Here is a 26,999-nt window from a genome sequence, read left to right as displayed (position 1 = left end):
CATCGCCACTCTGCGGCAACGCAATTCGAGTCACAACCCGAGTGCGGCCATGGCGCCGTCCACGGTGACTCTGCGCAGCTGCTCATAGGGAGTGTCGGGGAACTGCAGGCAACAGTCCTGCAGGCCGCCGAAGGCGATGACCGCGCGAGCCGACTGCTCGAGCGTGGGTTTGCGGCCGAACACCAGCACACCCAGCCGGGCCCGCCACGCCAGCAACTGGTCGATCAAGCCCAGATCCACCAGCGTGGTCAGCTCGGAAACGATCAGGATGAGATCGGCGCGGTGGCGGTAATGGAAGTCGAAGTAGCCCTCGAGGAGTTCTCGCGCCGAGGCGCGGGACGCGCCGCGTTTGCGTTCCTGCTCGGCGATGAAGGCCTCACCCTCGTCGATAAGAGGTTGCAGGATGCTGCGGACCAGATCCTCGCGTGACCGGAAGTGGTAGTACAGCGCGGGCTTGGTGATACCGAGACGGTCGGCGATGTCCTGCAGGCTGGTGCGCACCACACCCTTCTCGGCGAACAGTTCGCGTGCGACATCCAGGATGCGCTGTCGCGTATCCAATCCAGGCTTGGCCACGTAGCCACCCTAACTTACCTAACGATAGGTAAGCTCACGGGAGGAGCGCTTACCGACCGTTAAGTAAGGGGGAATCGTGAAAGTTCTCATCTCCGGCGCCAGCATCGCCGGGCCCGTGCTCGCCTACTGGCTGTCGCGGCACGGAGTCAACGTCACCGTGGTGGAACGCTCACCCGCACTGCGAAAGACGGGCGGTCACGCCGTCGACCTGTTCCGGCCCGCCATGGAGATCTCCGAACGCATGGGCGTGCTGGCCGAGATCGAGGCGCACGCCACCGGCACCACCGAGATGGTCATCCACCGGCCCGGCGCGTCGCGCCCCACCCGCCTGGACTACCTCAAGATCATCGGCGCGATGTCCGACCGGCACGTCGAGATCATGCGGGATTACCTCAGCGAGATCTACTACCAAGCCGGCCGAGCCGACGTCGAATACCTCTTCGGCGACACCATCACGTCGATCTCGTCCGATGGCGACGTGACCTTCGAGCACAACGCGCCGCGCCGTTTCGACGTGGTGGTCGGCGCCGACGGCCTGCACTCCGGTGTGCGTCGACTGACATTCGGCAACCACGTGCCCGAGAGCTTCCTCGGTGGATACCTCTCGGTGGTGTCGGTGCCGAAAGAGCTGGCCCGCGACGGCGAGATGACCGCCTACTTCAAGCCCGGCCACATGGCAGGCATCTACACCGCCGACCATCTGGATGACGCGCGCGCAGTGTTCATCTTCCGCCCGAGCCAACCGCTCGACTACGACTACCGCGAGGTGGAACGCCAAAAAACCCAGCTGCTCAACGCATTCCAGCACACCGCATCCGAGGTGGACCGCTGGCTCGACGAGGTGTCGCGGACACCGAGCTTCTATTTCGACGCCATCACGCAATTGCAGATGACGACGTGGTCGCAAGGGCGGGTGACTCTCGTCGGCGACGCGGGCTACTGCCCTGGACCCGCGGTCGGAGGTAGTACGAGCTTGGCGGTCTACGGCGCCTACGTGCTGGCCGCCGAGATGGTGCGGGCCGGTGACGATTACGCCTCGGCATTCGCCGCCTATGAACGCACAATGCTCGCGCCGGTGGTCAGCAGCCGAAAGTTGGCCCGGGTCAACGCCAAAACCGTGGTGCCCATGACTAGCCGGGGCATACGCACATTGGTGGGCGCCGGCCAGGTGATCTCGGCGCTACCGCTGGGCGTCACCCAGGCGTTGGCACGGCTCAACTCCAAAGGCGTTCGGCTCTACGACACCATGCCGTTGCCCGTCTGGGCGTAGCGTGGCCGCATGAGCGAACTTTCCGAGGATGTGATCGCTTTTCTCTCCGAAGGCACGCGCACCGCGGTGCTGGGTTGGGTCGCAGCCGACGGGCGACCGCTGGCGGCGCCCGTGTGGTTCGTGGTCGACGACGGCGAACTCGTCTTCAACACCGGCAGGGAGACCGCCAAGGGCCGAGCCTTGGCCCGTGACCCGCGGGTCGTCATGTGCGTCGACGATTCCAACCCGCCGTTCGCGTTCGTCCAAGTCCAGGGTGTCGCAGCGATCAGTGAGGATCCCCACGAGCTGCTCGACACCGCCACCCGCATCGGCGGCCGCTACATGGGTGCCGACCGTGCCGAGGAATTCGGCCGGCGCAACGGTGTCCCAGGTGAACTCGTGGTGCGCGTCAGGCCCACGAAAGTCCATGCGGCCTTCGACGTGGCGAAGTGAGGCGGCGCCGACGCGGGTGCACTCGAACCCGGGCTGGCATCGAGATTGCGCACAGGGTCGTGAAATCTCGAAATCAACAGCCCTGAGCGCAATCTCGATGCCCTCGCACGCAAAAGCCCCCGACTTACGCCGGGGGCTTTTGACGTTTGGTGCTTAGCTTTCCAGCGAAGCCGGCGGCAGGAAGCGGTCGCCGTAGCGGGCAGCCAGTTCCTTGGCCCGGGCCACGAAGGCCTCCTTGCCGACGCCGAGCTCACCCTGGTAGCCGACGATGAACTGCGCCGAACCACCGGTGTACGGCGGGAAGCCGATACCCATGATCGAGCCGATGTTCGCGTCAGCGGTCGAGGTGAGCACGCCCTCGTCGATGCACTTCTGGGTCTCCAGTGCCTCGGCGAACAGCATGCGGTCGATCATGTCCTGCAGCGGGATCTGCGAGGAGCCGGACTTGAACGTCTCGCGCAGGCCGGGCCACAGCTGGGTCCGCTTGCCGTCGACGTACTCGTAGAAGCCGGCACCCTTCAGCCGCGACGGGCGGCCGAGCTCGATCATCTTCTCCACGACGGCCTCGGCCGGGTGCGGCACGTGCGTGCCACCGGCGGCCTCGATGCCTTCCTTGGTGGCCACGGCGATCTTGTGCATGAGCTCCAGGTTGAGCTCATCGCTCAGCTGCAACGGCGCCGCCGGGTAACCGGCCTGCGAACCCGCCTGCTCGATCGACGCGGGCTCGACACCCTCGCCCAGCATGGCCAGCGCCTCGTTGACGAAGGTGCCGATGACGCGGCTGGTGAAGAAGCCGCGGCTGTCGTTGACCACGATCGGGGTCTTGCGGATCGCGAGGGTGTAGTCAAACACCCGGGCCAGCGCCTCGTCAGAGGTCTTCTCGCCCTTGATGATCTCGACCAGCGGCATCTTGTCGACGGGTGAGAAAAAGTGGATACCGATGAAGTCCTCCTGGCGCTTCACGCCGGTCGCAAGACCGGTGATCGGCAGCGTGGAGGTGTTCGAGCCGAGCAGCGCGTTGGGCTCGACGATGTCTTCGATCTCCTGGAACACCTTGTGCTTGAGTTCCTGGTTCTCGAACACGGCCTCGATCACGAAGTCGACGCCCTTGAGATCCTGCGGATCGGCCGTCGGGGTGATCTTGGCGAGCAGCGCCGCGGACTTCTCTTCGGTGGTCTTGCCACGCTTGAGCGCCTTGGCCTCCAGGCCCTCCGAGTACGCCTTGCCCTTCTGGGCGGCCTCGATGGTGACGTCCTTGAGGACGACGTCGTAGCCGGCCTTGGCCGACACGTAGGCGATACCGGCGCCCATCATGCCCGCGCCCAGCACACCGATCTTCTTGATCTCCTGCTTGGCGATGCCCTCGGGACGCGAAGCGCCACCGTTGATGGCCTGCAGGTCCAGGAAGAACGCCTGGATCATGTTCTTGGCGGTCTGACCGGTGACCAGCGAGACGAAGTAACGGCTCTCGATGCGGCTCGCGGTGTCGAAGTCGACCTGCGCGCCCTCGACAGCGGCGTCCAGGATGGCCCGCGGTGCGGGCATCGGGGCGCCCTTGAGCTGCTTCTTCAGCAGGGCCGGGAAGGACGGCAGGATCGCGGCGAGCGCCGGGGTGGACGGGGTGCCACCGGGGATCTTGTAGCCCTTGACGTCCCACGGCTGGGTGTGGGCCTCGGGGTTGGCCTTGATCCACGCCTTGGCGGCGGGAACCAGCTCGTCGACGCTGCCGACGAGTTCGTCGACCAGGCCGGTGTCCTTGGCCTTGGCCGGGTTGAACCGGGTGCCCTGGCTCAGGACCTCCATGAAGGCCTTCTGGATACCGAACATGCGCACGGTGCGGGCCACGCCGCCACCGCCGGGCAGCAGGCCCAGGGTGACCTCGGGCAGGCCGATCTGGCTGCCCTTGACGTCGGCGGCGATGCGGTGGTTGGTGGCCAGCGCGATCTCCAGGCCGCCGCCGAGCGCGGCGCCGTTGATGGCAGCCACGACGGGCTTGGGCAGGGTCTCCAGCTTGCGCAGGTCGGCCTTGATGGTCTCGACCATCTCGAACGCCTCGGCGGCGTCGTCGGGGCCGATGTTCATCATGCCCTTGAGGTCACCACCGGCGAAGAAGGTCTTCTTCGCGCTGGTGATCACCACACCGGTGATCGAATCTGGGTCTTCTGCTACAAGGCGTGCAAGCTCTTCTACAGCGTTATGCATCGATACCTTGTAGTGCTCGTTCATCACGTTGGCCGAACCGGTCGGGTCGTCCAACGTCAGGGTGACGATGCCGTCGGCATCCTTGTCCCACTGAATGGTGTTCTCAGCCATTGTTGTTCAGCCCTCTCAGACGCGCTCGATGATGGTGGCCACGCCCATGCCGCCGCCGATGCACAGCGTGACCAGCGCACGCTTGGCGCCACGACGCTCGAGCTCGTCGACCATGGTTCCGGTGATCATGGCGCCGGTGGCGCCCAGCGGGTGGCCCATCGCGATGGCGCCACCGTTGACGTTGAGCTTCTCGTCGGGGATGTTGAGGTCCTTCTGGAACTTCAGCACCACGGAGGCAAACGCCTCGTTGAGCTCGAACAGGTCGATGTCATCCACGGTCAGGCCGGCCCGGTCGAGCACCTTCTTGGTGGCCGGGGTCGGGCCGGTGAGCATGATGACCGGGTCGGCACCGCTGGTGGCGGTGGCCACGATGCGGGCGCGCGGGGTCAGGCCCTGGCTCTGGCCGGCCTTCTCGCTGCCGATGAGCAGCAGGCCGGCGCCGTCGACGATGCCCGAGCTGTTGCCGCCGGTGTGGACGTGGTTGATCTTCTCGACGTAGTGGTACTTCTGCAGCGCCACGTCGTCGAAGCCGCCCATCGCGCCGATGCCGTCGAACGCGGTCTTCAGCTTGCCCAGGCTCTCCACGGTGGAGCCGGGACGCATGTGCTCGTCGTGGTCGAGGACCACGAGGCCGTTCTGGTCCTTGACCGGCACGACCGACTTGGCGAAGTAGCCGCCGGACCAGGCCGCCGCCGCGCGCTCCTGCGACCGCGCCGCGTAGGCGTCGACGTCCTCGCGAGAGAAGCCCTCGATGGTGGCGATCAGGTCGGCGCCGATGCCCTGCGGGACGAAGCCGATGCGGTAGTTGGTCTCCGGGTCAGAGGCCCAGGCGCCGCCGTCGGAGCCCATCGGAACGCGGCTCATCGACTCGACACCACCGGCCAGCACCAGGTCGTCCCAGCCGGAACGAACCTTCTGGGCGGCCAGGTTGACGGCCTCCAGGCCCGAGGCGCAGAAGCGGTTGAGCTGGAAACCACCGGTGGTCTCGGGCAGCTTGGCCACCAGACCGGCGGTGCGGGCGATGTCGCCGCCCTGGTCGCCGACCGGGGAGACAACGCCCAGGATGACGTCGCTGATCAGCGTCTCGTCCAGGTCGGGGTACCGGCTGCGGATCTCCTCGATCAGGCCGACAACCAGGTTGACCGGCTTGATCTCGTTGAGTGCGCCGCCGCGCTGCTTGCCACGCGGCGTGCGGATCGCCTCGTAGATGAAGGCTTCTTCGGACATGTCTGCTCCCCTGCCGTATCGGCGTCCAGGTTCAGGTTGGGTTGTGGAACCGCCCAACGCGTGGACAGTCCTCTGAACGGCAGCGTATCAGCCTCGCCCAACCCGTTGGTTGGGCCTGTGCTCAGCATCTCCTGGAACCGGCGGTCGACCGACTCGTCGCGGATTTCGACATGAGGGCTGTTCACTACGCGGCGCAACGACCCAGACGCTCGAAAACGACGAGCACCTCAGGCCGAGCGGGGCTCCTCGAGTGCCATCAACGTCGGGTAGTCGGTATAGCCCACCGGGCCGGGCGCATAGAAGGTCGTCATGTCGGGCTCGTTGAGCTCGGCGCCCAGGATCAGTCGGTCGATGAGATCGGGGTTGGCCAGAAACGCCCGCCCGACCGCGGCCGCGCTGATCGCGCCCCACTGGGCATAGCCCTCCAACTGGGAGAAGTCCGTGCCGGAATTGCGGCCGGTGTTGAGGACGAAGGTGCCCGACCACAGCGCGCGGATGACACCGAACGTGTGCTCGGCCGGGTCGATCAGCACATGCAGATAGGCCAGCCCGAGCGGAGCGATGCGCTCCAACAACGCCTCGTAGGCACTGACCGTGTCGTTCTCGCGCATTCCACCGGCGGTGTTCCCAGGTGAGATACGCAGCCCGACCCGGCCCGCGCCGATCTCGTCGACGACGGCCTCGACCACCTCGGCGGTCAACCGGGCCCGGTTCTCCGGCGAACCGCCATAGGCGTCGGTGCGCTGGTTGACCACATCGGAGGCGAACTGGTGCAGCAGATAGCCGTTGGCGCCGTGGATCTCCACGCCGTCCATGCCCGCGTCGATCGCCCGGCGCGCGGCGGCCCGGAACTGCCCGACGATCACCGGGATCTCGGCGGTCTCGAGCGCACGCGGGGTCTGCAGCGGCTTCTTGCCGGTGGGCGTGTGGGTGAGCACATCGGCTGCGATCGCCGAAGGCGCGACCGGCTCGAACCCGCTGATATCGGGGTGCGCCATGCGGCCGACGTGCCACAGCTGGACGAACATCTTGCCGCCCGCCGCGTGCACCGAGTCCGCGATCTCGGCCCACCCGTGCTGATGGCGGTCGGTGTAGATGCCAGGGGTGTTCATGTACGCGCCGTTGGCGGTCTCGGCGACCGCGGTGGCCTCGCTGATGATCAGGCCGGCTCCCGCGCGCTGGCTGTAGTACTGCGCGGCCAGCGGTGAGGGGGTGCCGTCGGCGTCGGCACGTGAACGCGTCAGCGGTGCCATGAACAGACGGTTGGTAGCGGCGGTATCGCCAACCTGGATCGGCTGCAGCAGTGCGGCGTCGGCGTTCAGTTTGTAGGTCACGCCTCTTTTGAGCGCCCAGGGCACGGCAATCATTCCCGCACTAGCCTCATGCAACATGACTGTCACACGGCTGCAGCCCTTCGCCGTCACCATCTTCGCGGAGATGTCTGCACTGGCCAGCCGCCTGGGCGCGGTCAACCTCGGCCAGGGTTTCCCGGACGAGGACGGCCCGGCCGAGATGCTCAAAGTGGCGCAGAACGCTATCGCCGAAGGCCACAACCAGTACCCGCCCGGGCTCGGCATCCCCGAGCTGCGTCACGCCATCTCTGGGCAGCGCGAACGCCACTACGGCGTCGAGTACGACCCGGACACCGAGGTGCTGGTGACCGTCGGCGCGACCGAGGCCATCGCCGCGTCGGTCCTCGGCCTGGTTGAGCCGGGCTCGGAGGTACTGGTGATCGAACCGTTCTACGACTCGTACTCCCCGGTGATCGCCATGGCCGGATGTGAACGCGTCGCCGTGCCGCTGGTCGCAGACGGCGCCGGGTTCGGGATCGACATCGAGGGACTGCGTCAGGCCATCACGCCCAAGACTCGTGCGTTGATCCTCAACTCCCCGCACAACCCGACGGGTTCGGTGGCCTCCGATACCGAGTTGCGCGCCATCGCAGCGCTGGCCATCGAGAATGACCTTTTGGTGATCGCTGACGAGGTGTACGAGCAGTTGGTGTTCGGTGTCGAGCACCTACCGCTCGCCCGCTACCCCGGCATGGCCGAGCGCACCGTGACGATCTCCAGTGCGGCCAAGATGTTCAACGTCACCGGCTGGAAGATCGGTTGGGCCTGTGGCCCTGCCGATCTGATCGCCGGGGTGCGCGCCGCCAAGCAGTACCTGACCTACGTCGGCGGCAGCCCGTTCCAGCCCGCCGTGGCCCACGCGCTCAATCACGAGGACAGCTGGGTGGCCGACCTGCGCCGGTCGTTCCAGGCCAAGCGCGACCGGTTGGGCAGCGCATTGGCCGACATCGGGTTCGAGGTGCATGACAGCCGGGGCACCTACTTCCTGTGCGCCGACCCACGGCCGCTGGGCTATTCGGACAGCGCGCAGTTCTGCGCCGAACTACCACATAGAACGGGCGTGGCCGCGATCCCGATGTCGGCTTTCTGTGACCCGGAGGCCCCGCACGCCGACCTGTGGAATCACTTGGTGCGCTTCGCTTTCTGCAAGCGCGATGACACCATGGAGGAAGCGATCCGCCGCCTCGGATCGCTGCGGGTCTAGCGTTCGTCGCTCAGTGTGATGGCGCGCTCACGGGCCGTCATGGCACCCCAGATTCCGTAGGGCTCTGGAGCGGACAGGGCGTGCGCGCGGCACTGGTCCAACACTGGGCAGGTGCGACAGATCGCCTTGGCCGCGTCCTCCCGGCGGCGCAGCGGGCGGCCCCGGGCTTCCTCCGGAAAGAACACCTCCGCCGGATGGTCCCGGCAGAGGCCGCGCTGCTGCCAACTCCACTCCTCGAGCGACGGTGGTGGCAGGTTCCGCGGGGAGCGGTAGACCGGGATCGCCGGACGGGTTGCGACGGGATTGCTCATCTCTTGTCTCACAACGAATTCCGGCGATGACTGTCGGTCGAAAAGTGTGCGAGACAAGGTGTTCACCCCTTTGCGGAAAGTGGCGTTGGGCCTGCCATGCTGCCAGCCCGCCGGGCGGCGGCGGGGTTGTCACCTTGTAAGGAATCGACCACAGATCACGACACTTTGCTGCTCGATTCCGGCACGCCGCGGCCGATGGAGTGGTATGCGCTGCCGCCGGTCGGAGACGTCCGCGAATCGAGTAGCCGGATACTCGCGCGCAAGCCGCTTTGATTTGCCACCATCGTAAAGACACTGGTGGGAGGGCCGATGGACGTCAGATCGACGGTGGGACGCACGGCAGGGATCGCGGCGCTCGCGTTAGCGGTAGGACTGGCGGCGGCCTGTAGCGGACACCAGGACCACACCGACCCGACGACAACGCACACCCCGACGACCGGGACGGTTCCGCTGCCGTCGACGACCACCACGACTACGACCACCGCGTACTCGGACCCGACGACGACCTCGGGTGTCGGGTTCACGCACCCGACGACCACACCGCCGACGACGACGACAACGGTCGCGCCCACGACGACGACCACCACCCCCACGACCACCACCACATCCCCGTCCGCGCCGGCGACACCGCCATCGTGAGCGACGAGACGAAGTCGCTCACGCAGTCCGCCGAGCGGTGGCTGAGCCTGGCGGCCCTGGTCGTGGCCCCGGCATCACTGATCACCGGGTTGTGCTACTTCTACGGCCTACTGTTCATCCACGACCGGCTGCACTACTTCGGTGTCGATCCGTCGACGCTGGGATACACGTCGGCCGACTACGCCGTCACCACCATCAGGGTGTTCTTCTTCGCCGCATTTCGCGTACTCATCGTGATGGCATTGCTCGTCGTGCTGACTGTGGGCGTTCGGCGTTGGGCCGCCTCAGCACGCCGAATCCCCTTGCTACGCAGCATCGCATGGCTGGCAGCGGCCACAGGCGCGGCCGGGTTGATCGTCGCCGCGGTCTGGCTGACATCCGAATACAGCATGATCAACTGGGTCATCAAAGGTGCTCCGCCGATCTATATGGCAGGGCTGATCGTGGCGGGCATCGCGCTGCTCGTCGCAGGCTATTCGGTACTGGCCCTCACCGGTGGCGCCGGCAGCCTCGGCCGGCTGCCGAAGATCGCCGAACGAACGATGCTGGGGCTCGCGGTGATAACCACGGTGGGAGCCTTGTTCTGGGTGACGAAGATCTACGCGTCCGATCAGGGCAAGCAAGACGGGGCCTACGCCACGGGCAGACTGTGGGCCGCCGACGGTGAATTCACCGCAGTGCAACTCGACACCACTGAGGTACTGGGCATTCCGGCCTCCCTGATCAAGAAATCGACGCTGCCCGCCGAGGGCCCGCCGGCCGCGCCGGTCTATCGGTACCAATGCCTGCGTGTCCTGGAAGCGCACGGCGGTCGTTATGTGCTGGTACCGGCCCGGTGGTCGCGTGAGAACGGCTACGCCATCACCGTGACACCCGATGCGTCGCACCGCATCACCGGCGTCGTGAACTCGACCCCGGTGGCGAAAGGCGGCACCGTCGACCCGTACTGGCAATGCCCTGAGGTGGTGCGGGTCTTCCAGGCGCCTGATCTCGAAGCCGTCATGCTCAGCCCCGAGACCACCCAGACACTGGTGGAAGCAACGCACCTCAGCGTGAGCGGACCCGACACGATTACGCCTGCCCGCGACAACCCCGCGCACCCCAATGAGTGTGTCCCCGAAGATTTCCCGGAAAAGACACCGAGCGCGCGGGAACGGGAGTTCACCGGCGACGGCGCGTGGATACGCGAACGCGCGATGATCTTCGACAACCCCACTCAGGCAGAGGAGTTCATGGCCGGCGCCATGGACCGTTGGAATGCTTGCGCGGGAACGACTGCCCCGGTGCACCGTCGCGGCGAGGCACAACCCCGCACCCTCGGAACCCTGGGAGTCCAGGAGAACATCCTGTCCGTGCCCGATTCGGCGCCGGCGAGCAGGATTGCGGATTGCACGCAAGCGTTGACGGCCAAGTCCAACATCGTCGTCGCGGTCGACGTCTGCGGCACCAAGGATCCCTCGCGCGCAGTCGCCGTCGCCTACGCCATGCGAAACCGGATACCCACTGATTAGGGCAGCGTGGCCGCCACCGCCCACAGCGCCGCCAGATCCTCCGGATCCGTGCGGATCGGACTGAGTGCTACGTCCGTCGCACCGGCGTCGAGATACCGCTGCAGCTGCGCGCGCACCTGCTCCGGTGACCCGACCGCTGCCAGCTCGGCGACACTGGAAACTTGTTCGCGGGCAATGACTTTCTGATACGACGGGATCGTCGCATAGAACGCGAGCCGTTCCGCGGCGGCGGCCCGAGCCGCATCGGCGTCAGAGTCGACGAGCGCAGGCACCATGGCCACCACGCGCGGTTGCGGCCGGCCGACCGCTGTGGCCGCCGCCGTGATCGTCGGCACGATGAACTCCCCCACCGTGCGCGGCCCGGCCAGGTACGGCAGCGTCCCGTCGGCCAATTCACCGGTCACCCGAAGCGCTTTCGGCCCCATGGCCGCGACATACACCGGGACCGGAGTGCCGCCGGGGACGTGGACCGGCCACTCGGGGTTCGCGGTGAACTCACTGCCGTGAAAGTCGACCGCACCCTCGTCGAGGATCGCCCGCAGCACCTGCAGGTGTTCGCGTAACCGACCTACCGGGTTGCGCCACACCGTGCCGAATGCGCGCTGCTCGGGTGCATGCGAGCCGAGGCCGAGGCCCAACGTGAAGTTTCCGTGCGTGCCGGCCTGCGCAGTCTGCGCTGCGGACGCCACCACCAGGGGGTGACGCGGATTAAGTGGCACCACCGACGTGCCGACACCTAGGCCGGGCACTGCGGATCCGATCAACGCGGCCAAGGTGATGGCGTCGACGTCGAATTGCTGGGCCACCCAGACCTGACGGACTCCAGCGGCATACGCGGTGCGGGCCTGCGAGATGGCGGCATCCACCACATTGGGGGCGGACGGGTTGAGGGCGAGGATGACTCCGGTCGGCATATCGACACCAACCGCGACAGCAGTCGTGCCATTCCGTTTCGATCACGGTGCGCGATACCGGAGACAAGCCTGCAGCAAACTCTCGCAGAACAATTTGGCTACGCCGCACCAAGGCTGAGCTAAGTGACCGCAACCTGGCCAACCCGCGGCACTGGCCAGCAAAGGGTTTGCCAGCGACTTCACAGATGGACCGACAGCTCGGATCACCGATTCGTCTGCCACCTAGCTACGAAGCTTCCCAATGCAACGAGGTAACGCTTTGGTACGCCGATGTCTACAAATGCCCGTAACTTCTCACCGCAAGCCGCAGATGGCGCCGTTGAGCAGCAATAAATTGGCAGACACAGACGCCAATATCGGTGCGGACCGACTCCGGTACGAACACGTTCCATTTTGTGTTTTTCAGGCATTTCCCAGGTACTCTCCCGGTGTCCAAGATCACCCATCGAAGGGAACTAGATGACGGTCACACGTCGCGCATCTCTCATGTCGGGAATCGCCCTCGTGGGCGCCGGAGCCATCGCGCTCACTCCGATATCGGCAGTCCCCACGAACATCCCCACACCGGCAATCCAGTCAGCGGCCGTTCAGCTAACCACTGCGGTCGACCCGCTGGAAGCCTGGATCAAGGTGTTCACCAACACCGGGGTTAGCGCCACAACACTCGGCGAGCAGATCCTGGCCGACCCGGCCCCCATCCTGAATCAGCTGCTGCACAACGGAGCCGGCCACGCCCAGACGGTCGGCACCATCGTCCAAGGCATGGGCAGCGGCGTGGTGCAGTGGGTAAAGGATCTGCCGCTGTTTGAGGACATGGTGAAGACCGCTCTGGAGAACGGCCAGTACGACGCGGCCATCATGGGCGCGGTGATGCCGGTGTTCATGCTGGCGATCAATGCCGCGATGCCGCTGATGCAGATGTCGTCGGTCACCGTCGGTATCACCGCCAACCTCTACAACGTCGCGCAGACCATCGCCAACCCGATGACGTTGATGGGTACCGTACTCGGCACGCTGCAGATCATGTCGAGCACCGCCGGAAACCTCGGGATCGGCGTGCAGTCGTTCGCCGATGGGGCCAAAGCAGGCGATGTCGAGACCGCGGTCAAGGCCCTGATCGCGACCCCCGCCTTGGTCCTCGACGGCCTGATCAACGGCAACGGCAACACACCGGGGCTCCTGACCCCCGACAAGCCGCTATTCGAAGGTATGCCCGGCCCGATCGCCGGCGTGATGGTGCAGGTGCGCCAGGCGATCGCACAGGCACTCGGCGCCCCGGCACCCGCGGCGGCGGTGGCGTTGCGCGCCAAGCCCGATTCGGTGGCCCCCGAAAGCCCATCAGCCCTGCCGTCGGCCACAGTCAACACTGTCACCGTCAGCCTGACCACCGACACCGTGGTGAAGGCCGAAGTGACTGAGGCTCCGACCGAGAAGGTCGTCACCGACGCCACCGCCGACGCAACCAACACCGGCAGCGCCCGCATCGCGGCCAAGGTGCCGTCCACCAAGCCCGCCGAGAAGCTTCGCGGCGACGTCAGGAAGACTGCCGAATCAATTGGCAATAAGGTGAATTCGACGGTCTCCAAGATCCGCGACGGCCTGAAGAAGGGCATGTCCAAGCCCGCCAAGCCCAGCAAGAAGGCCGAGAGCAACGCCGGCGGCAGTAGCTCCAGCCCCGGACCCAGCAACAACAGCGAGTAACCAACCCCAAGCCGTCGGCCCCGCCATCCTCCACCGGCGGGGCCGACTTGCTGATATCACCGGTGCCGCGTTTTACTCATCACGCGCTGGCGCAACCGCTCGATGGCGACGTCGAGGACGACTGTCTTGGCGCGGTTGATGAGGAACTCCGGGATCGGCATCGCGAGGTCGACGATGACGTCGAACCGCACCCGCGTCCTGTCCACCTCGGGTGTCAGGTTGTATTCGATATGCTGCCCGCGCTGCTGCAGGTTGGGCTGGGCGTCCCAAACCATCCAGTAATCGCCCCAGTGAAATTCGAGAATTTCCTTGTCCGTGATCCCGAGCAGACGCATCGTCGCCTTGACGTGATGGGGCTTGCCGTCGGGATAGCGGTCGATGATCTTGACGCGCCGGTGCAACGCCGACCACGACGGGAGCGCGTCGACATCGGCGAGCACCTCCATGATCGCCTCCGGTGAGGCGTCGAAAACCGCCTCACGTGATGCCTGCACGGCCACGGACCAAATCTAGCGAAGTCCGGCGCCCGATGTTGCGATTCGCTGGATTGCCGCGCGGCACGGATCAGTTGGGTTGCCGCGCAACGATCACGGGTACCGGGGACGATTGCACCACAGCGGAACTGACCGAACCCAGTAGCAATCCAGCGAACCCACCACGTCCACGATTGCCGACCACCACAAGCTGTGCGGTTTCGGCCTGGGCCAGCAGCTGCCGGGCCGGCTTGTCGGGCATGACCACGCGCCGCACCACCACGTCGGGATACCGCTCGCACCAACCGGCCAACTGCTCGGAAAGTGCGCGCTCGGCTTCGGCGCTCAGGTCTTCCCACTTCACGTCCGGGAATTCGAAGTTCAGGTCGGTCCAGGTGTGAACCACCACGAGCTCCACACCACGGCGCGATGCCTCGTCGAAGGCGATCTCGGCGGCGAATGCCGAGGCAGGCGATCCGTCCACGCCGACCACCACCGGCCCGTTCGGCGGTTCGGTTTCGGGGATCACCGCCACCGCCCCGTGCGCATGAGCCGCCAGGCTCGAGCTCACCGATCCGAGCAGCCGACGACTCCACTTGCTCAGACCGCGCGAACCGACCACCACCAGATCGGCATTCCGCGAGTAGTCGATCAGGGTGGCCACCGCGTGCCCGGGTACCGCTTTGGCAATGATCCGCGGTTCCTGCTGGCCGGCGATGGCCTTGACCGCCACCCCGCGCGCGGCATCGAGAATTTCCCGACCACGCTGATCCTGATAGTCCCAATAGTCCTGGGGCAGTGCGACATCCAACCAGACCGGTGATGCGGCGCCCGGCAACGCGTATACCAGCGTGAGCCCGACACCCCGCAACACGGCGGCGTGAGCCGCCCAGGCCACCGCGGCATCCGACGAGGGCGACCCGTCAACGCCGACCACGATGCCGTGCCGGACGTCATGTTCACTCATGTGAATCTCCTTCTCGCGCAGCCCGGCAGATCATCACCGGCACCGGGCTGTGGTGCAGCAGGTTCAGGCTGGTCGAACCCAGCAGTACCCCGGCCAGCGCGTTGCGACCCCGGGACCCGACCACCACGAGTCCCGCGTCGGTGACATGTTTCAGTAGCGCTTTCCCGGGTGAGTCGGGCTCGATGAAACATTTGGCGTCGACATCCGGGTGTCGTTTGTTGTGGACGTCGACGGTCTCGGTGAGGTCGGCCAATTCGGCGGATTCGACGCCATCCCAGTCGATCAGCAGCGGGATGGTGACGCCGGTTTCGGCCGGTGCTGCCAAGGACAACGAGCGCACGGCGTCGACGCCGAGCCCGAACCGGTCGGCGAATTCGAACCCGAGTTCCAGGGCGGCCTGCGCGGCCGGGCTGTCGTCCACCCCGACGACGACACTGCCCTCACCCGGCGCCACGTTGTCTCCGCGGAAGGCGACCACCGGGCACGCCGCCCTGGTGGCCACCGACAGCGCTGTCGAGCCGAGCAGTAGCGCCGCGGCCGGAGTCACCTTCTTCCCGCCGAGGACCACCAGGCGCGCATCGGCACTGGCGTCGATCAACACCTGGTCGGCCGGTTCGTTGAACGAGACCGTGGACACCGAGAGCTCGGGCCTCTCGGCACGCACGGCCTCGTCGGCGGCCTTGAGGAACGCCTCGGCCATGTCGCGCTGATAGGACATCATCGCCGCGGTGAACGCGGCGGCGGTCTGGGTCAGATTGCGGCCGATCGACGGCAACGCGTGCACGATGCGCAGCGGTGCGCCGAACCGCTGCGCGACCGCGCCGGCCCACCGGGCCGCGTCCAGTGCGCCGTCGCTGCCGTCGATTCCGACCACTACGGGTGCGTTCGAAGGAGTCACACCTTCATGGTGGCGGCTGCGCGTCGCGATGGCCAGGGACCAAAGGCCTCGGGTCGTGTCAGGTCCAACCGATGTCGGCGATATCGGTGCTCGTCTGCGGGGGCCGCCCGGGCTCGCCCGACGGGGTTCGGGAGAACCGCGGGGCCGGAGCCGCCTGCGCGACCCCGTCGACGGTGACCAGTGTCGACCGGTCCAGCAGATGCTCACTCTCGGCGGCCTCACCCCAGGTGAGCACCGGTGTCACGCAGGCGTCGGTGCCGGCGAAGATCGCAGTCCACTCGTCGCGGGTCTTGGTGGCGAACCGCTCGGTGAAGATGGCCCGCATCTCGTCATACCGGGCCAGCTCGAACTGGCCGGGGATCTCGGCAGCATCCAGGCCGAGACCGGCGACCAACTGGGCGAAGAACTGCGGCTCGATCGACCCGACCGCCATATAGCCGCCGTCGGAGGTCTCATACGTCCGGTAATAGGGAGCACCGCCGTCGAGCAGGAACGACTCGCGTTCGTCGCGCAGCGATCCGGTGGCCCGCATGGTCCACATCATCTGCGACAGCATGCTGACCCCGTCGACCATCGCGGCGTCGATCACCTGGCCCTTACCGGATTTCTCGCGCTCGTACAGTGCGGTGACGATGCCGATCACGACGAGCATCGACCCACCGCCGAAATCGGCGACGAGGTTGAGCGGGGCCACCGGTGGGCGGTCCCGGTAACCGATCGCCGAGAGGGCACCTGTCTGCGACAGATAGTTGATGTCGTGGCCGGCGGTAGTGGCCAACGGCCCGTCCTGGCCCCAGCCGGTGATGCGGGCGAAGACCAGCCGCGGGTTGACGGCCTCACATTCGGCCGGGCCGATGCCGAGACGCTCACAGGTACCGGGCCGGAAACAGTCCAACAGCACATCGGCTTTGGCGACCAGCTCCAGCAGCTTGCCCGGTTCGCTCTTCACATCGAGGTCGACGATGCGCTTACCCCGGTGCAACAGGTCGACGTTCTCAGCGGGCATGGTCAGGCCACCCGGCCGACGCACGCGCACCACGTCGGCGCCCAGGTCCGACAGCATCATCGCGGCGTGTGGCCCGGGGCCGATGCCGCCGAGTTCGATAACTCGCACTCCGGCGAGCGGTCCGGTGTTGGTCATGCGAGGCACACTAAGGGATGGCCGAAAACCTCTACACCGTCGGTGACTATCTGCTGGACCGCCTCGCCGAACTCGGGGTGACCGAGGTCTTCGGTGTGCCCGGCGACTATCAACTGGAATTCCTCGACCACATCCTGGCTCACCCGACGCTCCGCTGGGTGGGCGGTGCCAATGAACTCAACGCCGGCTATGCGGCCGACGGCTACGGGCGGCTGCGCGGCATGGCGGCCCTGGTCACCACTTTCGGGGTAGGTGAACTGTCGGCGGCCAATGCGATCGCCGGGAGCTACGCCGAGCATGTTCCGGTGGTCCACATCGTCGGCGCCCCGTCCAAGGATTCGCAGGCCGCCCGGCGCATCGTGCACCACACGCTCGGCGACGGTGACTTCGAGCACTTCCTGCGGATCAGCCGCGAGATCACCTGTGCCCAGGCCAATCTCGCGCCCGCGACGGCGACCCGCGACATCGACCGGGTGCTCTCGGAGGTGCGTGAGCAGAAGCGGCCCGGCTACCTGTTGATCGCCACGGATGTGGCCCGCTTCCCCACTGAACCGCCGACCGCACCGCTGCCCCGCTACACCGGCGGCACGAGTCCGCGAGCGCTGTCGATGTTCACCGCGGCGGCCGCCGAGATGATCGCCGATCACCGGTTGACGGTGCTCGCCGATTTCCTGGTGCACCGGCTGGAATGCGTCGACGAACTCAACGCACTGTTGGCGGCTGACACCGTCGGCCACGCCACCCTGATGTGGGGCAAGAGCCTGGTCGACGAGAGCTCACCCAACTACCTGGGTATCTACGCCGGTGCGGCCAGCGAGGATTCGGTACGCGAGGCGATCGAGGAAGCCCCGGTGCTGGTGACTGCGGGCGTGCTGTTCACCGACATGGTCAGCGGATTCTTCAGCCAACGCATCGACCCGGCCCGCACCATCGACATCGGGGCAAACCAGAGCACCGTGGCCGGACAGGTCTACGCCCCGCTGGACATGGCGGCTGCGCTCGACGCCGTCACCGCGATCCTCACCGAACGTGGCATCACCTCTCCGGCGCTGCCGCCGTTGCCCGCCCGGATCTCGGCCGACCCGCCCGCCCCTGATGTGGCGCTGACCCAGGAAGCTCTGTGGGACAGGCTTTCTGAGGCATTGACCCCGGGGAACGTGGTCCTTGCCGACCAGGGCACGTCGTTCTACGGGATGGCCGGACACCGGCTGGCGTCGGGGGTGACGTTCATCGGTCAACCGCTGTGGGGTTCGATCGGGTACACACTGCCCGCTGCGCTCGGTGCCGGGCTTGCCGACCGAGACCGCCGCACAGTGCTGCTGATCGGGGACGGCGCCGCCCAGCTGACCATCCAGGAGCTGGGCACCTTCGGGCGCGAGGGCCTTTCGCCGGTCGTGGTGGTGGTCAACAACGACGGCTACACCGTTGAACGCGCGATCCACGGTGTCACAGCCGAATACAACGACATCACCGGCTGGCGCTGGACAGAACTGCCCGCCGCACTGGGTGTTCCCGATGCGCTCTCCTTTCGGGTCAGCACCTACGGCGAACTCGACGACGCGCTGACCCGCGCGGCGGCCACGCCCGATCGCATGGTGTTCATCGAAGTGATGCTCGGCCGCATGGACATCCCGCCGCTGCTGACCGAGTTGGCTCAGTCGGCCTCGGATGCCAATTCGAGCTGACGGTCCGATCAACCGGTGAATTCGAGTAGGTGACTACGCTATCCGCGGTCCCGCTCACCTGGGTGGAATAGCAGTTGGAACCGCTGACCTCACAGGGAGACCTCCGATGCCCACAGAAATTTTCGCGAAAATCGGTGACATCAAAGGTGAATCGACCGACGCCAGGCATCCGGACGAGATCGACGTGGTGTCGTTCTCGTGGGGCGTCGCCCACACCGGCTCCACGGGCTCGGGCGCCGGCGGCGGAGCCGGCAAGCCGACGTTTCAAGATCTGCTGATCGTCCACACCATCGACAGCGCCACCCCCGCGCTGCTGCTGCCTGCGCCACCGGTCGACACCTGCCGGAGGCGACGATCAGTCACCGCAAGGCGGGCAAGAACCAACAGGACTACCTGACGGTCAAGCTCTCCGATGTGACGATCACCGCCGTCACACAGGACGGCACAGAGGCCGAGCCGTACACCGAAACGGTCAGCCTGCGGTTCACCAAGGTTGATCTGCTCTACCGGGCCAGACGCCCTGATGGATCCTTCGACGAGGGCCGGCGTTTCACCTTCGACGTGCGAACCAACCAGGCCGGCTGACGCGGATCCCGAGTGTTCAGCCTTTCTTGACCTTGAGCACCTGCTTGCGCAGCCCTTCGGTGGCGGTTTCGACGCCGCCCTTCATGGTCCGCTTCAGGATGAATCCCGGCAGTGGCACCGACAGGTCGATCGTGATGTCGAACCGGACCTTGGTCTTGTCCCCGTCGGGAGTCAGGGTGTAGCTGGCGTCCTGGGCCTTGAGCTGGCCGGCGCTCACCAGCGTCCAACTGACCTTGTTCTCACTCCAGGTGTATTCGATCACCTGCTCATCGGTCAGCCCCGCGGCCTTGACCGTCATCTTGACCTGCTTGGGCCGGCCGTCGTCGTAGCTCTCGAGGATCTCGGCGCGCTGGTACTGCGGCGACCAGCTCGGCGTCGCCTCCACATCCGCCACCACGTCGAGGATCTCCTGTGGGGTTGCCTCGATGACTACTTCACGGGAATCACTGGTCGCCATGCGGTGAGGTTACTCGGGGCTACGCTCACGGATATGAGCAATGCCGTCGATCCCACTGCTCGGCCCAGCGGAACCGGATGTGCGGAGTGCACCGCGGCAGGTGGCTGGTGGGTGCATCTGCGGCGCTGTGCGGCTTGCGGGCACATCGGTTGCTGTGATGATTCGTTGGCCCGTCACGCGTCGGCGCATTGGCGCGAAACCGGACATCCGGTCATCCGCTCGTTCGAGCCGGGTGAGAGCTGGTTCTGGAACTTCGAGACCAACGACTACGCCACCGGGCCCGAGCTCGCGTCGCCGCAGCATCATCCGATCGATCAGCCGGTGCCCGGACCGAAGGGCCGGGTACCCAGGGACTGGGCCGAACAGCTGCGCAACCGCTAGCTGACCGGCATCAGCATGGCGGTGCACGCCTGCACCGCGTCCTCCGTGATCTCCCCCACCTGACCACCGCTTTCCACGGTCATCGCGGTGAGCTCGCGCAGTCCACCGATGATCATGATGATGCGGCGCCGGGAGACCGAGATTCCGGCCGAGCGGAACGCTTCGGTATTCGTCATGGCCTGCACCATCACGATGAATTTCTCCATCGACTCACGCTGCAGTGCACGTGCCGCGGTACCCAACGTGGGCAGATCGCGTATCCAGGCCAACATCAGCGCCGGGTGGGCCTCATACGAGGCGATCCACGCTTCGACGGCCTGCCGGACCTGGGTCTGCCAGGGCACGTCCTGGTCGACGGCGACCGCGATAGACCGCACATGCTTGGCGTTGATGCTGGTGAGCAGTGCCACGAAGCACTCTTCACGGCTGGCGAAGTGCTCGTAGAAGGTGCGGCGCGAAGTCTTGGCCCGGCGCACGATGTCGGCGACGGTGGTGTTCTGATAGCCGTCCTCGATGATCGATTCGATCATGGCGGCGAGCAGACGCGACCGGAACGTGCTCTTGTCGGCCTCAACCGACGTAGTGGGACTGTTCATCTCGGGCAGTCATGGTAATGCTGTTCAGCGCCTCACGGTGGGGCTGTGACCAACGATCGATCGAGCGCCCGCATTGGCCGCCGGCGGCCGGTTCTGCTTGAAACTCAGGCAGGCCCCCAGGTTGCCGCCCACGCACGGGACCCCGTTGACCGTAGGCGCCGGGCCGCCAGATCGATTGCCGGTGGGGTCGAAGGCCGCCGGCTCAGCACTGACCGACGGTGCGAGGACTACCGCCAATGCGCACAGACCGATGACCATCCGGTGCATACCTGCAGCGTAACGCCGTTGATCAGCCGATCGGCGTCAACGGGCTCAGCACATCGCGCACGAACTGGGCAATGTTCACCGACGGATTGCCGTCAGGGAAGCTCACTGTGGCCAGCACATTGCCGCCGGCATCGGCGAAATTCTGGTCAGCGCGGCCCTGATGCGTCGAGGAGGTCACCACGATGATGCCGGTGGCGCCCGCCTTCTTCGCCAACGGCACCGAGAACTGCGCGTTCTGCACAGTGCTGTTGGCCCGGTCCTCGACGATGATGCGGCTGGGCGGAAGGCCGAGCATGACAAGCAGATTGCGCATCTGTGCGGCCTCGGTCTGACCGTTCCGCGGGTTTCCACCGGTGACGATGACCGGTGCCTGCGGGAACGCCTGCGCGATCGCGAGGCCGGTGAGGGTGCGGTGGTACAGAATGGCCCGCATCGAGCCGTCGGGCTTCAGGCCGTAGCCGAGAATGACGATGGCGGGCTTGGTGAAGTCCTTGCCGGCCACCGGCGGGACGGCGTGCGCGCTCACCGGGCTGACAGTCAGGGTGAGCGCGCACGCCAGCGCCGCCACGAGAAGCCTCAGGCAGTTGCGCATACTCACCCCCGAACAGCTGCGACACCTGTGAATGTCGTTGCCAGTGGGATCGATGTTACCGATCTGGCGGATGTGGCATCAGCGCCAGTCGAACTGCACCCCGCTGCGGCCGAATTCCTCAGACAACCTCCACCAAGCCCTCACCACCTTCTGTTTCCCGGCGTGCACGCTGGCTGGTCCAGCGGGGCCGCGCCCTGGGTCTCGCCCGAAAGTTGTGACCGGTAAGGGGCTTTGACGCGAGCAAGGTGATGCAGAACCGAACAGCAGGAGGTGATGTGATGCCGATCGAGGACCTGATTGAGCGGTATGTCGAGGCGATAACCGCGCTGGGCTACGGATATCTGGCCGCATTGGCGACGACGATCGTCTTCGCGGTGGCCTGGCGGGCCGCCACCACTCCGCGGCGACGCGCGGTTACCGAACCGATCAGCGTGATCGAGCTGGCGTTCCTGCGTTCGGACATCGCCCCGGTGGTGACCTCACTGGCCGGCCTGCGCGCCAGTGGACGAGTCACCGCGGACGGACGGGTGGACCGGGACGCGAGCGGCCCGGAGACCGACCGGTTCACCGCGCGGGTACTCGAACGTGTCACCGCTGACCCTCAGCACACCGTGCCGGGCCTGTACACCGAGTCCAGCGAAGACCTCGCAGCGCTGGAAGAGCAGCTGAGCCGGCGCGGCCTGGTGCGGACCAGCGCCGAACGCGCCCGCATGCGCTGGGGCGCGGCACCGTCGATCATGGTGATGGCGCTCGGCGTCGGCTACAGCGTGTACCTGGCCACCCAGTTGACCGAACACCCCGTCTACACGGTGACACTCATGGCGATAGTGACCGCCACCGTGTTGTACGGGACACTGGTGCTGCCGCACCTGCTGGGGGCGAATCGCCTGACCCGCGCCGGCCGTCGCTTGCTCGCCTCCCGGCAGCATGAAATGGCTTATCTGGAGCCGGCGAAGAAACCCGCCTTCGACACGTACGGTCCCGCGGCGGTGGCGATGTCGGTCGCCCTGTTCGGCACCGGTGCGCTGTGGGCCATCGACGCCGACTACTCGACCTCGGTTCAGCTGGCCGGGAGCTCATCGGGCGGCGCCGACGGCGGCGGCTGCGGGGCTTCCTGCGGCGGCGACGGTGGCGGCGGGTGCAGCGGCTGCGGAGGCTGTGGCGGATGCGGGGGTTGCGGCGGATGAGCATCACAAGCCGTGCCGTGCCCGCCCTCGGCGATCTGGGCATCGGCTGGCGACGCGAGATCGCCGGCGTGATCGACGATCTGCGCCCCGGGTTCTGCGAGGTGATCGCCGAGTCGATCCCGCTCCGTCACCGCCGGGCCCGGCCAGACCCGGCGCTGGCCGGTCTGGTCGCCCGCGGCGTCCCCGTGATACCGCACGGCGTCGCACTCTCGCTGGGCGGCACAGAACCCGTGCAGCCCAAGCGAGTACGCCGGCTGGCGGCCTGTGCCCGAGCGCTTGGCGCTCCGGTGGTCAGCGAGCACATCGCCTTCGTCCGGGCCGGCGGGGTCGAGGCCGGACACCTGCTGCCGGTGCCGCGCACCCGGGAGGCCCTCGACGTGCTGGCGGCCAACATCGAGCGCACCCGGCGGGAGCTGCCGGCGCCGCTGGCCCTGGAGAACATCGCTTCCTTCGTGGAGTGGCCGGAGTCGGATCTCACCGAGTCGGAGTTCCTCACCGAGTTGGTGGAACGCACCGGGGTGCTCCTGGTTCTCGACGTGGCCAATGTGTATGCCAATGCGCGTAATCGTGGGCGGGATCCGCTGCGGGAGTTGGCGCGTCTGCCGGTCGAGCAAGTGGCCTACAGTCACGTCGCGGGCGGGCGAGAAGGCGAGGACTTCTATCACGACACCCACACCAATCGGACGCCACCGGAGGTGCTCGACCTGGTCACCGCGCTGCGCGAGCGAGCAGACACCCCGTTCATGTTGGAGCGCGACGGTCGGTTCCCTCCTGCCGCAGAGCTTTTCGACGAGTTGGACGCGATTGCGGCGGCCGCGGGAGCCGCTCCGATCACCACCGGGGCACGAGAGGTATGGGTATGACGGCAACGTTGGCGCAACGGCAGCAGGCGTTGGTGCGGGCGCTGGTGGCGGGCGGACCGGTACCAGCGGGATTCGACCCGGCCGCCGTGGCCGCCGCCGGAGAGGTGTGCCGCCACAAACGGGACGCACACTCCGCGGCGGTTACCCGTCGACGCCGGTGGTACCGCGCATGGCGGTGAGTTACCCGGCAGGATCGGCCCGCATGACACGATGGTGCGATGGGTGACTGGACAAGGACAAGGTTTCTCGGTGCGCTGAAAGCAGCCGGAGTGGCTTCGATGGTGGCCGCGGCGGCCGTGCTGGGCACCGGTGCCGCGCAGGCGGATCCGGCCCCGTTCGAGCCGCCGCGACTCATCCCCGCCGATGGCGCGACCGTCGGTGTGGCCCAGCCGATCATCATCAACTTCCCCGGGCCCGTCGACGATGCCGGTGCCACCGAGAACGCCATCCACATCTCGTCCGTCCCGGAAGTGCCCGGCAAGTTCTACTGGATCACGCCCACGCAGCTGCGCTGGCGTCCGCTGAGCTTCTGGCCCGCCCACACCACGGTCACCGTCGATGCCGGCGGGGTGATGTCCAACTTCACCATCGGAGACGCACTGGTGGCCACCGCCAACGACGCCACCCACCAAATGACCGTGACCCGCAACGGGGCCGTGGTGAAAACCATCCCGATGTCGATGGGCATGGCCTCGGGCGGCCACCAGACGCCGAACGGCACGTTCTACGTCCAGGAGAAAATGCCCTCGGTGGTGATGGATTCGTCCACCTACGGTGTCCCAGTCAACTCGCCGAACGGATACAAGCTGACCGTCGATCTGGCCGTCCGGTTCGACGACAGCGGCGACTTCGTCCACAGCGCGCCGTGGTCGGTGTCCGATCAGGGCAAGCGCAACGTCAGCCATGGTTGCATCAACATCAGCCCGGCCAACGCCCAGTGGTTCTTCGACAACGTCAAGGCCGGCGATCCCATCATCGTGCAGAACTCCGGCGGCGGCGCCTACCCCCGGTACGACGGCTCCAACGACTGGCAGATCTAGGTTTCGAGAAGCGCCACGACCGTTCCGATGATCGTCGTCAGCAGTCGGTCCGCGGCCGGTTGCCACACCCCGTGGCGCTTCTTCGGTGTGACCTCGACCGGGTCACCGTCCTTCGTGACACGGCCCGTGGCCAGGCTGATCCTGAATCCGTTGACCACCAGGTGCCTTTGATCGATCTGGACCGGCTCGGCCGACCTGAGTTCGGCCAGGATGTGCTCGAGAACCACCCGCCGCGTGGCGAGCACTCCCGCCGGTGACTGAGTCGAGGCGCCGCCGTCGTGCGCGACCGTGGAGGCGCTGAGGATCAGATCGGCCGAACGCATGATCTCCGACACGGCAGCCGCGTCATCGCATCCCTCGGCAGCAAGTGTCACCGAGCCGTCGGCGGCCATCCCCAAGGCGCCCACCCGCAGACCTACCGCACTGCACGTCTCCACGCCCGAGCCCGGGTACACCGGGCTGTCGAACCACACCTCCGCACCCACCATCCCGACCCGTCGGGTGATGGTCTCGTGGCCTTCGCTGGTCCACCCCTCTGCCCGATACAGACCGGACAGCTGTCGCACGTTCAGAACCGCGTGAGCCGCCACCAATCGGTCGGCGTCAGCACCGGAGTAATGCTCGCGGAACGCTTGCGCGAAAGGCTGTACCAGTTGCAGGCTTCGGACCCGAAGACGCCACGCATTCCGTTCGGCGGGAGCCGCCGCGGCGGGGTGCCAGAGCCGGATCCTGGCGGTGGTCGGGACAGTCACCGGGCGGCCCTCTGCGTCGGCGAAGTCGCCCGGCGCGCCGAGGAACGCCGACCCGTCGACGACCCGCCAGACCAGGCCGGCGCTGATCGGTGCGACCGGCGCGGCGAAGGCAGCGTCGACCCAGGTCTGATACGGCCACGATGCGCCGACGATCCACCCCGCCTCCAACGCCTTGGTCCAGGTCGTCAATTGGGCCTTTGTGGGCGCGGTTTCGAGGGGCAGGCGCAAGGCGACGTCCGGGCGCCCGCCGATCGCCCGGCGAGCCTCCTTCGTGTACCTGGTGAACTTCTTCTTGAGCCCGGCGTGCCGTACCTCGCGCGTGGTGTCCGCGAGGCCCGCCACACTCTCGGGTGTCGGCGCGGCCATGATGGCCCGAGCCAATGCGAAAGCGACCGCCTGCGACGGCGCCGATTTGGCTGCCGCCTGGGGTGCGATGGCGGCTCGGGCGAGTATTCGAGGGATCGGCGCGGCCCATTCGGCGTCCAGATTGAGCGCGACGAGCGCAGCGCGCTCGATCACCCGGGCGTCGGCCGCGGTGAACGCCTTGTCGGCTACGAACGGCTCGGTTCCCTCGTGGATAGCCGCCAGTCGCGAGTCCGCGAGGGTGAGGATGCGCTGCGCGAATTCACGGTATTCAGGGTCCTTGCCGAGCTGCTCGGTCAGCGCGCGCAGGACATCGTGGTCCTCGCCGACGAACACCCACCGATCCCGCAACATTCCCAATGCGTTGGCCGCAGGCAATCCGAGACGAACTTCGGCATGGGCTTCCAGTTCCTCGAGGAACCCGTCGGTCATGGTGCAGAGCGTACGACGACGCGGCGACGGAGAACCGCGCCAAAAGTGGCCGAGGGGTCCCGCAAGCTGGTTGCGGTGGTATACACAGCTGTGCGAGTGCCTGATGCGATTGCCACGCTTCCCGCTACGCCGGGAATCACCTACCGCGGCATGAGCGGCCCGCCGCCGCGGGAGTCTTTCACGGTGTCGGCGGTTCTTCCCACGTCGGCTGATCCACGGATCGCCACAGAGAACTTCACCGCAGACCGGGTCGCGGCGATCGTCACTGTCACAGGTCGGTTCGTCGGGCCGCTCTCACGCCACCCTGAGGAACGTGAGGTTGCCATCCTGCCGGGCACACTACTGACACCCGTCGGAACCGTGACGGTTACGGGGCTCACCAATCCTGTTGTGCTGCTTGCCGAACCCGGGCATGCGCCGGGATTGCCGCCTGGCCGTGACGAGTTGGAGCGGGTGGTGAGCGAGCAGGTCACCCATGCTCTTGCCGGCCCGCCGGCGCCTGTCCGCTCCCCTGGTCGCTTCACACCATCGGCGGGGACGCCCGTTCCACCCGCCGACGACGCTGATGTCTGGCGGCTGAAGGTGTTCTATTCCACGCCTTTCGGGGACACGAAGGACGGCCGGCAGAAACTGTTCCTGCTTGAACGGGACGGTGTGCGGTATGTCCCGGTTTTTCGGAGCTTGGACTCGATGAAGGCCTTCTACGAGCGGATGAACCGTGCCGCGTACATGGTGCTCGAGGGTGACGTGAAGACCGTGATGGACACCAACCGCTCGATTGAACTGATGAGAAGTACGGGGATCGTCATCGATCCCTTCGGTGACGATCCGGTTGAGATTCCGCCTACCGCGTGAGTTCGCCGTACTCGA

At 66.6% G+C, this 26,999-nt stretch carries 27 protein-coding genes and 1 pseudogene; 13 read left to right on the top strand and 15 right to left on the bottom strand.

Annotated features, from left to right (window positions below):
- Window positions 1–30: 30 nt before the first annotated feature.
- Window positions 31–576 carry a TetR/AcrR family transcriptional regulator gene (locus K6L26_RS06695; protein ID WP_019345449.1) on the bottom strand — a complete coding sequence of 182 codons (546 nt, stop codon included), beginning with the start codon at window positions 574–576 and terminating at the stop codon, window positions 31–33.
- 76 nt (window positions 577–652) lie between these two features.
- Between K6L26_RS06695 and K6L26_RS06690 the strand changes: the two genes are divergently transcribed.
- Both K6L26_RS06690 and K6L26_RS06685 read left to right on the top strand, forming a co-directional pair.
- Window positions 653–1,846 (top strand): FAD-dependent monooxygenase, encoded by a 1,194-nt coding sequence (locus K6L26_RS06690; protein ID WP_064896679.1) that lies wholly within the window; start codon window positions 653–655, stop codon window positions 1,844–1,846.
- Window positions 1,847–1,855: 9 nt separating this feature from the next.
- Entirely contained in the window at window positions 1,856–2,278 is a 423-nt protein-coding gene (locus tag K6L26_RS06685; protein WP_064896677.1) for a PPOX class F420-dependent oxidoreductase, read from the top strand.
- A gap of 153 nt (window positions 2,279–2,431) precedes the next feature.
- Here K6L26_RS06685 and K6L26_RS06680 read toward each other — a convergent pair whose 3' ends face one another.
- From K6L26_RS06680 to K6L26_RS06670, 3 genes are all read right to left on the bottom strand, one after another.
- Window positions 2,432–4,591 (bottom strand): 3-hydroxyacyl-CoA dehydrogenase NAD-binding domain-containing protein, encoded by a 2,160-nt coding sequence (locus K6L26_RS06680; RefSeq protein ID WP_064896675.1) that lies wholly within the window; start codon window positions 4,589–4,591, stop codon window positions 2,432–2,434.
- Window positions 4,592–4,606: 15 nt separating this feature from the next.
- Window positions 4,607–5,818, bottom strand: a complete 1,212-nt coding sequence (locus K6L26_RS06675; RefSeq protein ID WP_036392021.1) for an acetyl-CoA C-acetyltransferase — start codon at window positions 5,816–5,818, stop codon at window positions 4,607–4,609.
- Window positions 5,819–6,045: 227 nt separating this feature from the next.
- Window positions 6,046–7,152: an alkene reductase gene (locus K6L26_RS06670; protein ID WP_036392018.1), complete on the bottom strand. Its 1,107-nt coding sequence runs from the start codon at window positions 7,150–7,152 to the stop codon at window positions 6,046–6,048.
- A gap of 55 nt (window positions 7,153–7,207) precedes the next feature.
- Here K6L26_RS06670 and K6L26_RS06665 point away from each other — a divergent pair, with 55 nt between their 5' ends.
- Window positions 7,208–8,374, top strand: a complete 1,167-nt coding sequence (locus tag K6L26_RS06665; RefSeq protein WP_064896673.1) for a pyridoxal phosphate-dependent aminotransferase — start codon at window positions 7,208–7,210, stop codon at window positions 8,372–8,374.
- Here the strand turns inward: K6L26_RS06665 and K6L26_RS06660 are convergent.
- Complete coding sequence (locus tag K6L26_RS06660) at window positions 8,371–8,685, bottom strand: WhiB family transcriptional regulator (protein WP_036392939.1); 315 nt, start codon at window positions 8,683–8,685, stop codon at window positions 8,371–8,373. The genes K6L26_RS06665 and K6L26_RS06660 overlap by 4 nt on opposite strands.
- Window positions 8,686–8,840: 155 nt before the next feature.
- Window positions 8,841–9,290 carry a hypothetical protein gene (locus K6L26_RS06655; RefSeq protein ID WP_064896671.1) on the bottom strand — a complete coding sequence of 150 codons (450 nt, stop codon included), beginning with the start codon at window positions 9,288–9,290 and terminating at the stop codon, window positions 8,841–8,843.
- A gap of 30 nt (window positions 9,291–9,320) precedes the next feature.
- Between K6L26_RS06655 and K6L26_RS06650 the strand changes: the two genes are divergently transcribed.
- On the top strand, window positions 9,321–10,835 hold the full coding sequence (locus K6L26_RS06650) for a sensor domain-containing protein (RefSeq protein WP_221852864.1): 1,515 nt from the start codon (window positions 9,321–9,323) through the stop codon (window positions 10,833–10,835).
- Here the strand turns inward: K6L26_RS06650 and K6L26_RS06645 are convergent.
- Window positions 10,832–11,749, bottom strand: coding sequence for an LLM class F420-dependent oxidoreductase (locus K6L26_RS06645; protein ID WP_047038929.1), 918 nt, complete (start codon window positions 11,747–11,749; stop codon window positions 10,832–10,834). The genes K6L26_RS06650 and K6L26_RS06645 overlap by 4 nt on opposite strands.
- 459 nt (window positions 11,750–12,208) lie before the next feature.
- Here K6L26_RS06645 and K6L26_RS06640 point away from each other — a divergent pair, with 459 nt between their 5' ends.
- Window positions 12,209–13,450 carry a hypothetical protein gene (locus K6L26_RS06640; protein ID WP_064896667.1) on the top strand — a complete coding sequence of 414 codons (1,242 nt, stop codon included), beginning with the start codon at window positions 12,209–12,211 and terminating at the stop codon, window positions 13,448–13,450.
- Window positions 13,451–13,506: 56 nt separating this feature from the next.
- Here the strand turns inward: K6L26_RS06640 and K6L26_RS06635 are convergent, their stop codons facing one another.
- The 4 genes from K6L26_RS06635 to K6L26_RS06620 all read right to left on the bottom strand — a co-directional run bounded on the left by K6L26_RS06635 (window position 13,507) and on the right by K6L26_RS06620 (window position 16,929).
- Window positions 13,507–13,950 carry an SRPBCC family protein gene (locus K6L26_RS06635; protein WP_036392004.1) on the bottom strand — a complete coding sequence of 148 codons (444 nt, stop codon included), beginning with the start codon at window positions 13,948–13,950 and terminating at the stop codon, window positions 13,507–13,509.
- Between the two features lie 64 nt (window positions 13,951–14,014).
- Complete coding sequence (locus tag K6L26_RS06630; protein WP_019346302.1) at window positions 14,015–14,890, bottom strand: universal stress protein; 876 nt, start codon at window positions 14,888–14,890, stop codon at window positions 14,015–14,017.
- A complete protein-coding gene (locus tag K6L26_RS06625) occupies window positions 14,883–15,788 on the bottom strand; it encodes a universal stress protein (RefSeq protein ID WP_043369211.1) in 906 nt (301 codons plus the stop codon). The genes K6L26_RS06630 and K6L26_RS06625 overlap by 8 nt, the downstream gene beginning before the upstream one ends.
- 58 nt (window positions 15,789–15,846) lie before the next feature.
- Complete coding sequence (locus K6L26_RS06620) at window positions 15,847–16,929, bottom strand: CaiB/BaiF CoA transferase family protein (RefSeq protein ID WP_064896665.1); 1,083 nt, start codon at window positions 16,927–16,929, stop codon at window positions 15,847–15,849.
- Window positions 16,930–16,946: 17 nt separating this feature from the next.
- Between K6L26_RS06620 and K6L26_RS06615 the strand changes: the two genes are divergently transcribed.
- The gene (locus K6L26_RS06615) at window positions 16,947–18,614 is read left to right on the top strand and encodes an alpha-keto acid decarboxylase family protein (RefSeq protein WP_064896663.1); all 1,668 of its coding nucleotides are present in this window, start codon (window positions 16,947–16,949) and stop codon (window positions 18,612–18,614) included.
- A 106-nt stretch (window positions 18,615–18,720) separates the two neighbouring features.
- Window positions 18,721–19,199, top strand: a pseudogene (locus tag K6L26_RS32010) (Hcp family type VI secretion system effector).
- 16 nt (window positions 19,200–19,215) lie between these two features.
- Here K6L26_RS32010 and K6L26_RS06605 read toward each other — a convergent pair.
- Complete coding sequence (locus K6L26_RS06605; protein ID WP_019346297.1) at window positions 19,216–19,656, bottom strand: SRPBCC family protein; 441 nt, start codon at window positions 19,654–19,656, stop codon at window positions 19,216–19,218.
- Between the two features lie 33 nt (window positions 19,657–19,689).
- Between K6L26_RS06605 and K6L26_RS06600 the strand changes: the two genes are divergently transcribed.
- Window positions 19,690–20,037: a UBP-type zinc finger domain-containing protein gene (locus K6L26_RS06600; RefSeq protein WP_043369209.1), complete on the top strand. Its 348-nt coding sequence runs from the start codon at window positions 19,690–19,692 to the stop codon at window positions 20,035–20,037.
- Here the strand turns inward: K6L26_RS06600 and K6L26_RS06595 are convergent.
- A complete protein-coding gene (locus K6L26_RS06595; protein ID WP_019346295.1) occupies window positions 20,034–20,633 on the bottom strand; it encodes a TetR/AcrR family transcriptional regulator in 600 nt (199 codons plus the stop codon). The two genes, K6L26_RS06600 and K6L26_RS06595, sit on opposite strands and share 4 nt — an antisense overlap.
- Before the next feature lie 289 nt (window positions 20,634–20,922).
- Entirely contained in the window at window positions 20,923–21,492 is a 570-nt protein-coding gene (locus K6L26_RS06590) for a YdcF family protein (RefSeq protein ID WP_019346294.1), read from the bottom strand.
- A gap of 278 nt (window positions 21,493–21,770) precedes the next feature.
- On the opposite strand from K6L26_RS06590, the gene K6L26_RS06585 reads away from it, so the two are divergent.
- The 4 genes from K6L26_RS06585 to K6L26_RS06570 are packed head-to-tail and all read left to right on the top strand — an operon-like array spanning window position 21,771 to window position 24,582.
- Window positions 21,771–22,679: a TIGR04222 domain-containing membrane protein gene (locus K6L26_RS06585; protein WP_043369215.1), complete on the top strand. Its 909-nt coding sequence runs from the start codon at window positions 21,771–21,773 to the stop codon at window positions 22,677–22,679.
- The gene (locus tag K6L26_RS06580; RefSeq protein WP_064897128.1) at window positions 22,676–23,542 is read left to right on the top strand and encodes an MbnB/TglH/ChrH family RiPP precursor modification enzyme; all 867 of its coding nucleotides are present in this window, start codon (window positions 22,676–22,678) and stop codon (window positions 23,540–23,542) included. Before K6L26_RS06585 ends, K6L26_RS06580 begins: the two co-directional genes overlap by 4 nt.
- A complete protein-coding gene (locus K6L26_RS06575; protein WP_174551515.1) occupies window positions 23,539–23,721 on the top strand; it encodes an SCO6045 C-terminal-like domain-containing protein in 183 nt (60 codons plus the stop codon). Before K6L26_RS06580 ends, K6L26_RS06575 begins: the two co-directional genes overlap by 4 nt.
- A 39-nt stretch (window positions 23,722–23,760) precedes the next feature.
- Window positions 23,761–24,582 carry a L,D-transpeptidase gene (locus tag K6L26_RS06570; protein WP_043369205.1) on the top strand — a complete coding sequence of 274 codons (822 nt, stop codon included), beginning with the start codon at window positions 23,761–23,763 and terminating at the stop codon, window positions 24,580–24,582.
- Here the strand turns inward: K6L26_RS06570 and K6L26_RS06565 are convergent.
- Complete coding sequence (locus tag K6L26_RS06565; RefSeq protein ID WP_064897108.1) at window positions 24,579–26,129, bottom strand: DUF4132 domain-containing protein; 1,551 nt, start codon at window positions 26,127–26,129, stop codon at window positions 24,579–24,581. The two genes, K6L26_RS06570 and K6L26_RS06565, sit on opposite strands and share 4 nt — an antisense overlap.
- Window positions 26,130–26,705: 576 nt before the next feature.
- Between K6L26_RS06565 and K6L26_RS06560 the strand changes: the two genes are divergently transcribed.
- Entirely contained in the window at window positions 26,706–26,984 is a 279-nt protein-coding gene (locus tag K6L26_RS06560; RefSeq protein ID WP_054603973.1) for an SseB family protein, read from the top strand.
- Window positions 26,985–26,999 lie beyond the last annotated feature (15 nt).

Source organism: Mycobacterium farcinogenes (assembly GCF_019739075.1).
Lineage (GTDB): Bacteria > Actinomycetota > Actinomycetes > Mycobacteriales > Mycobacteriaceae > Mycobacterium > Mycobacterium senegalense.
The sequence above is the reverse complement of the archived record's forward strand: the minus strand, read 5'-3'. Positions and strand labels throughout refer to the sequence as shown.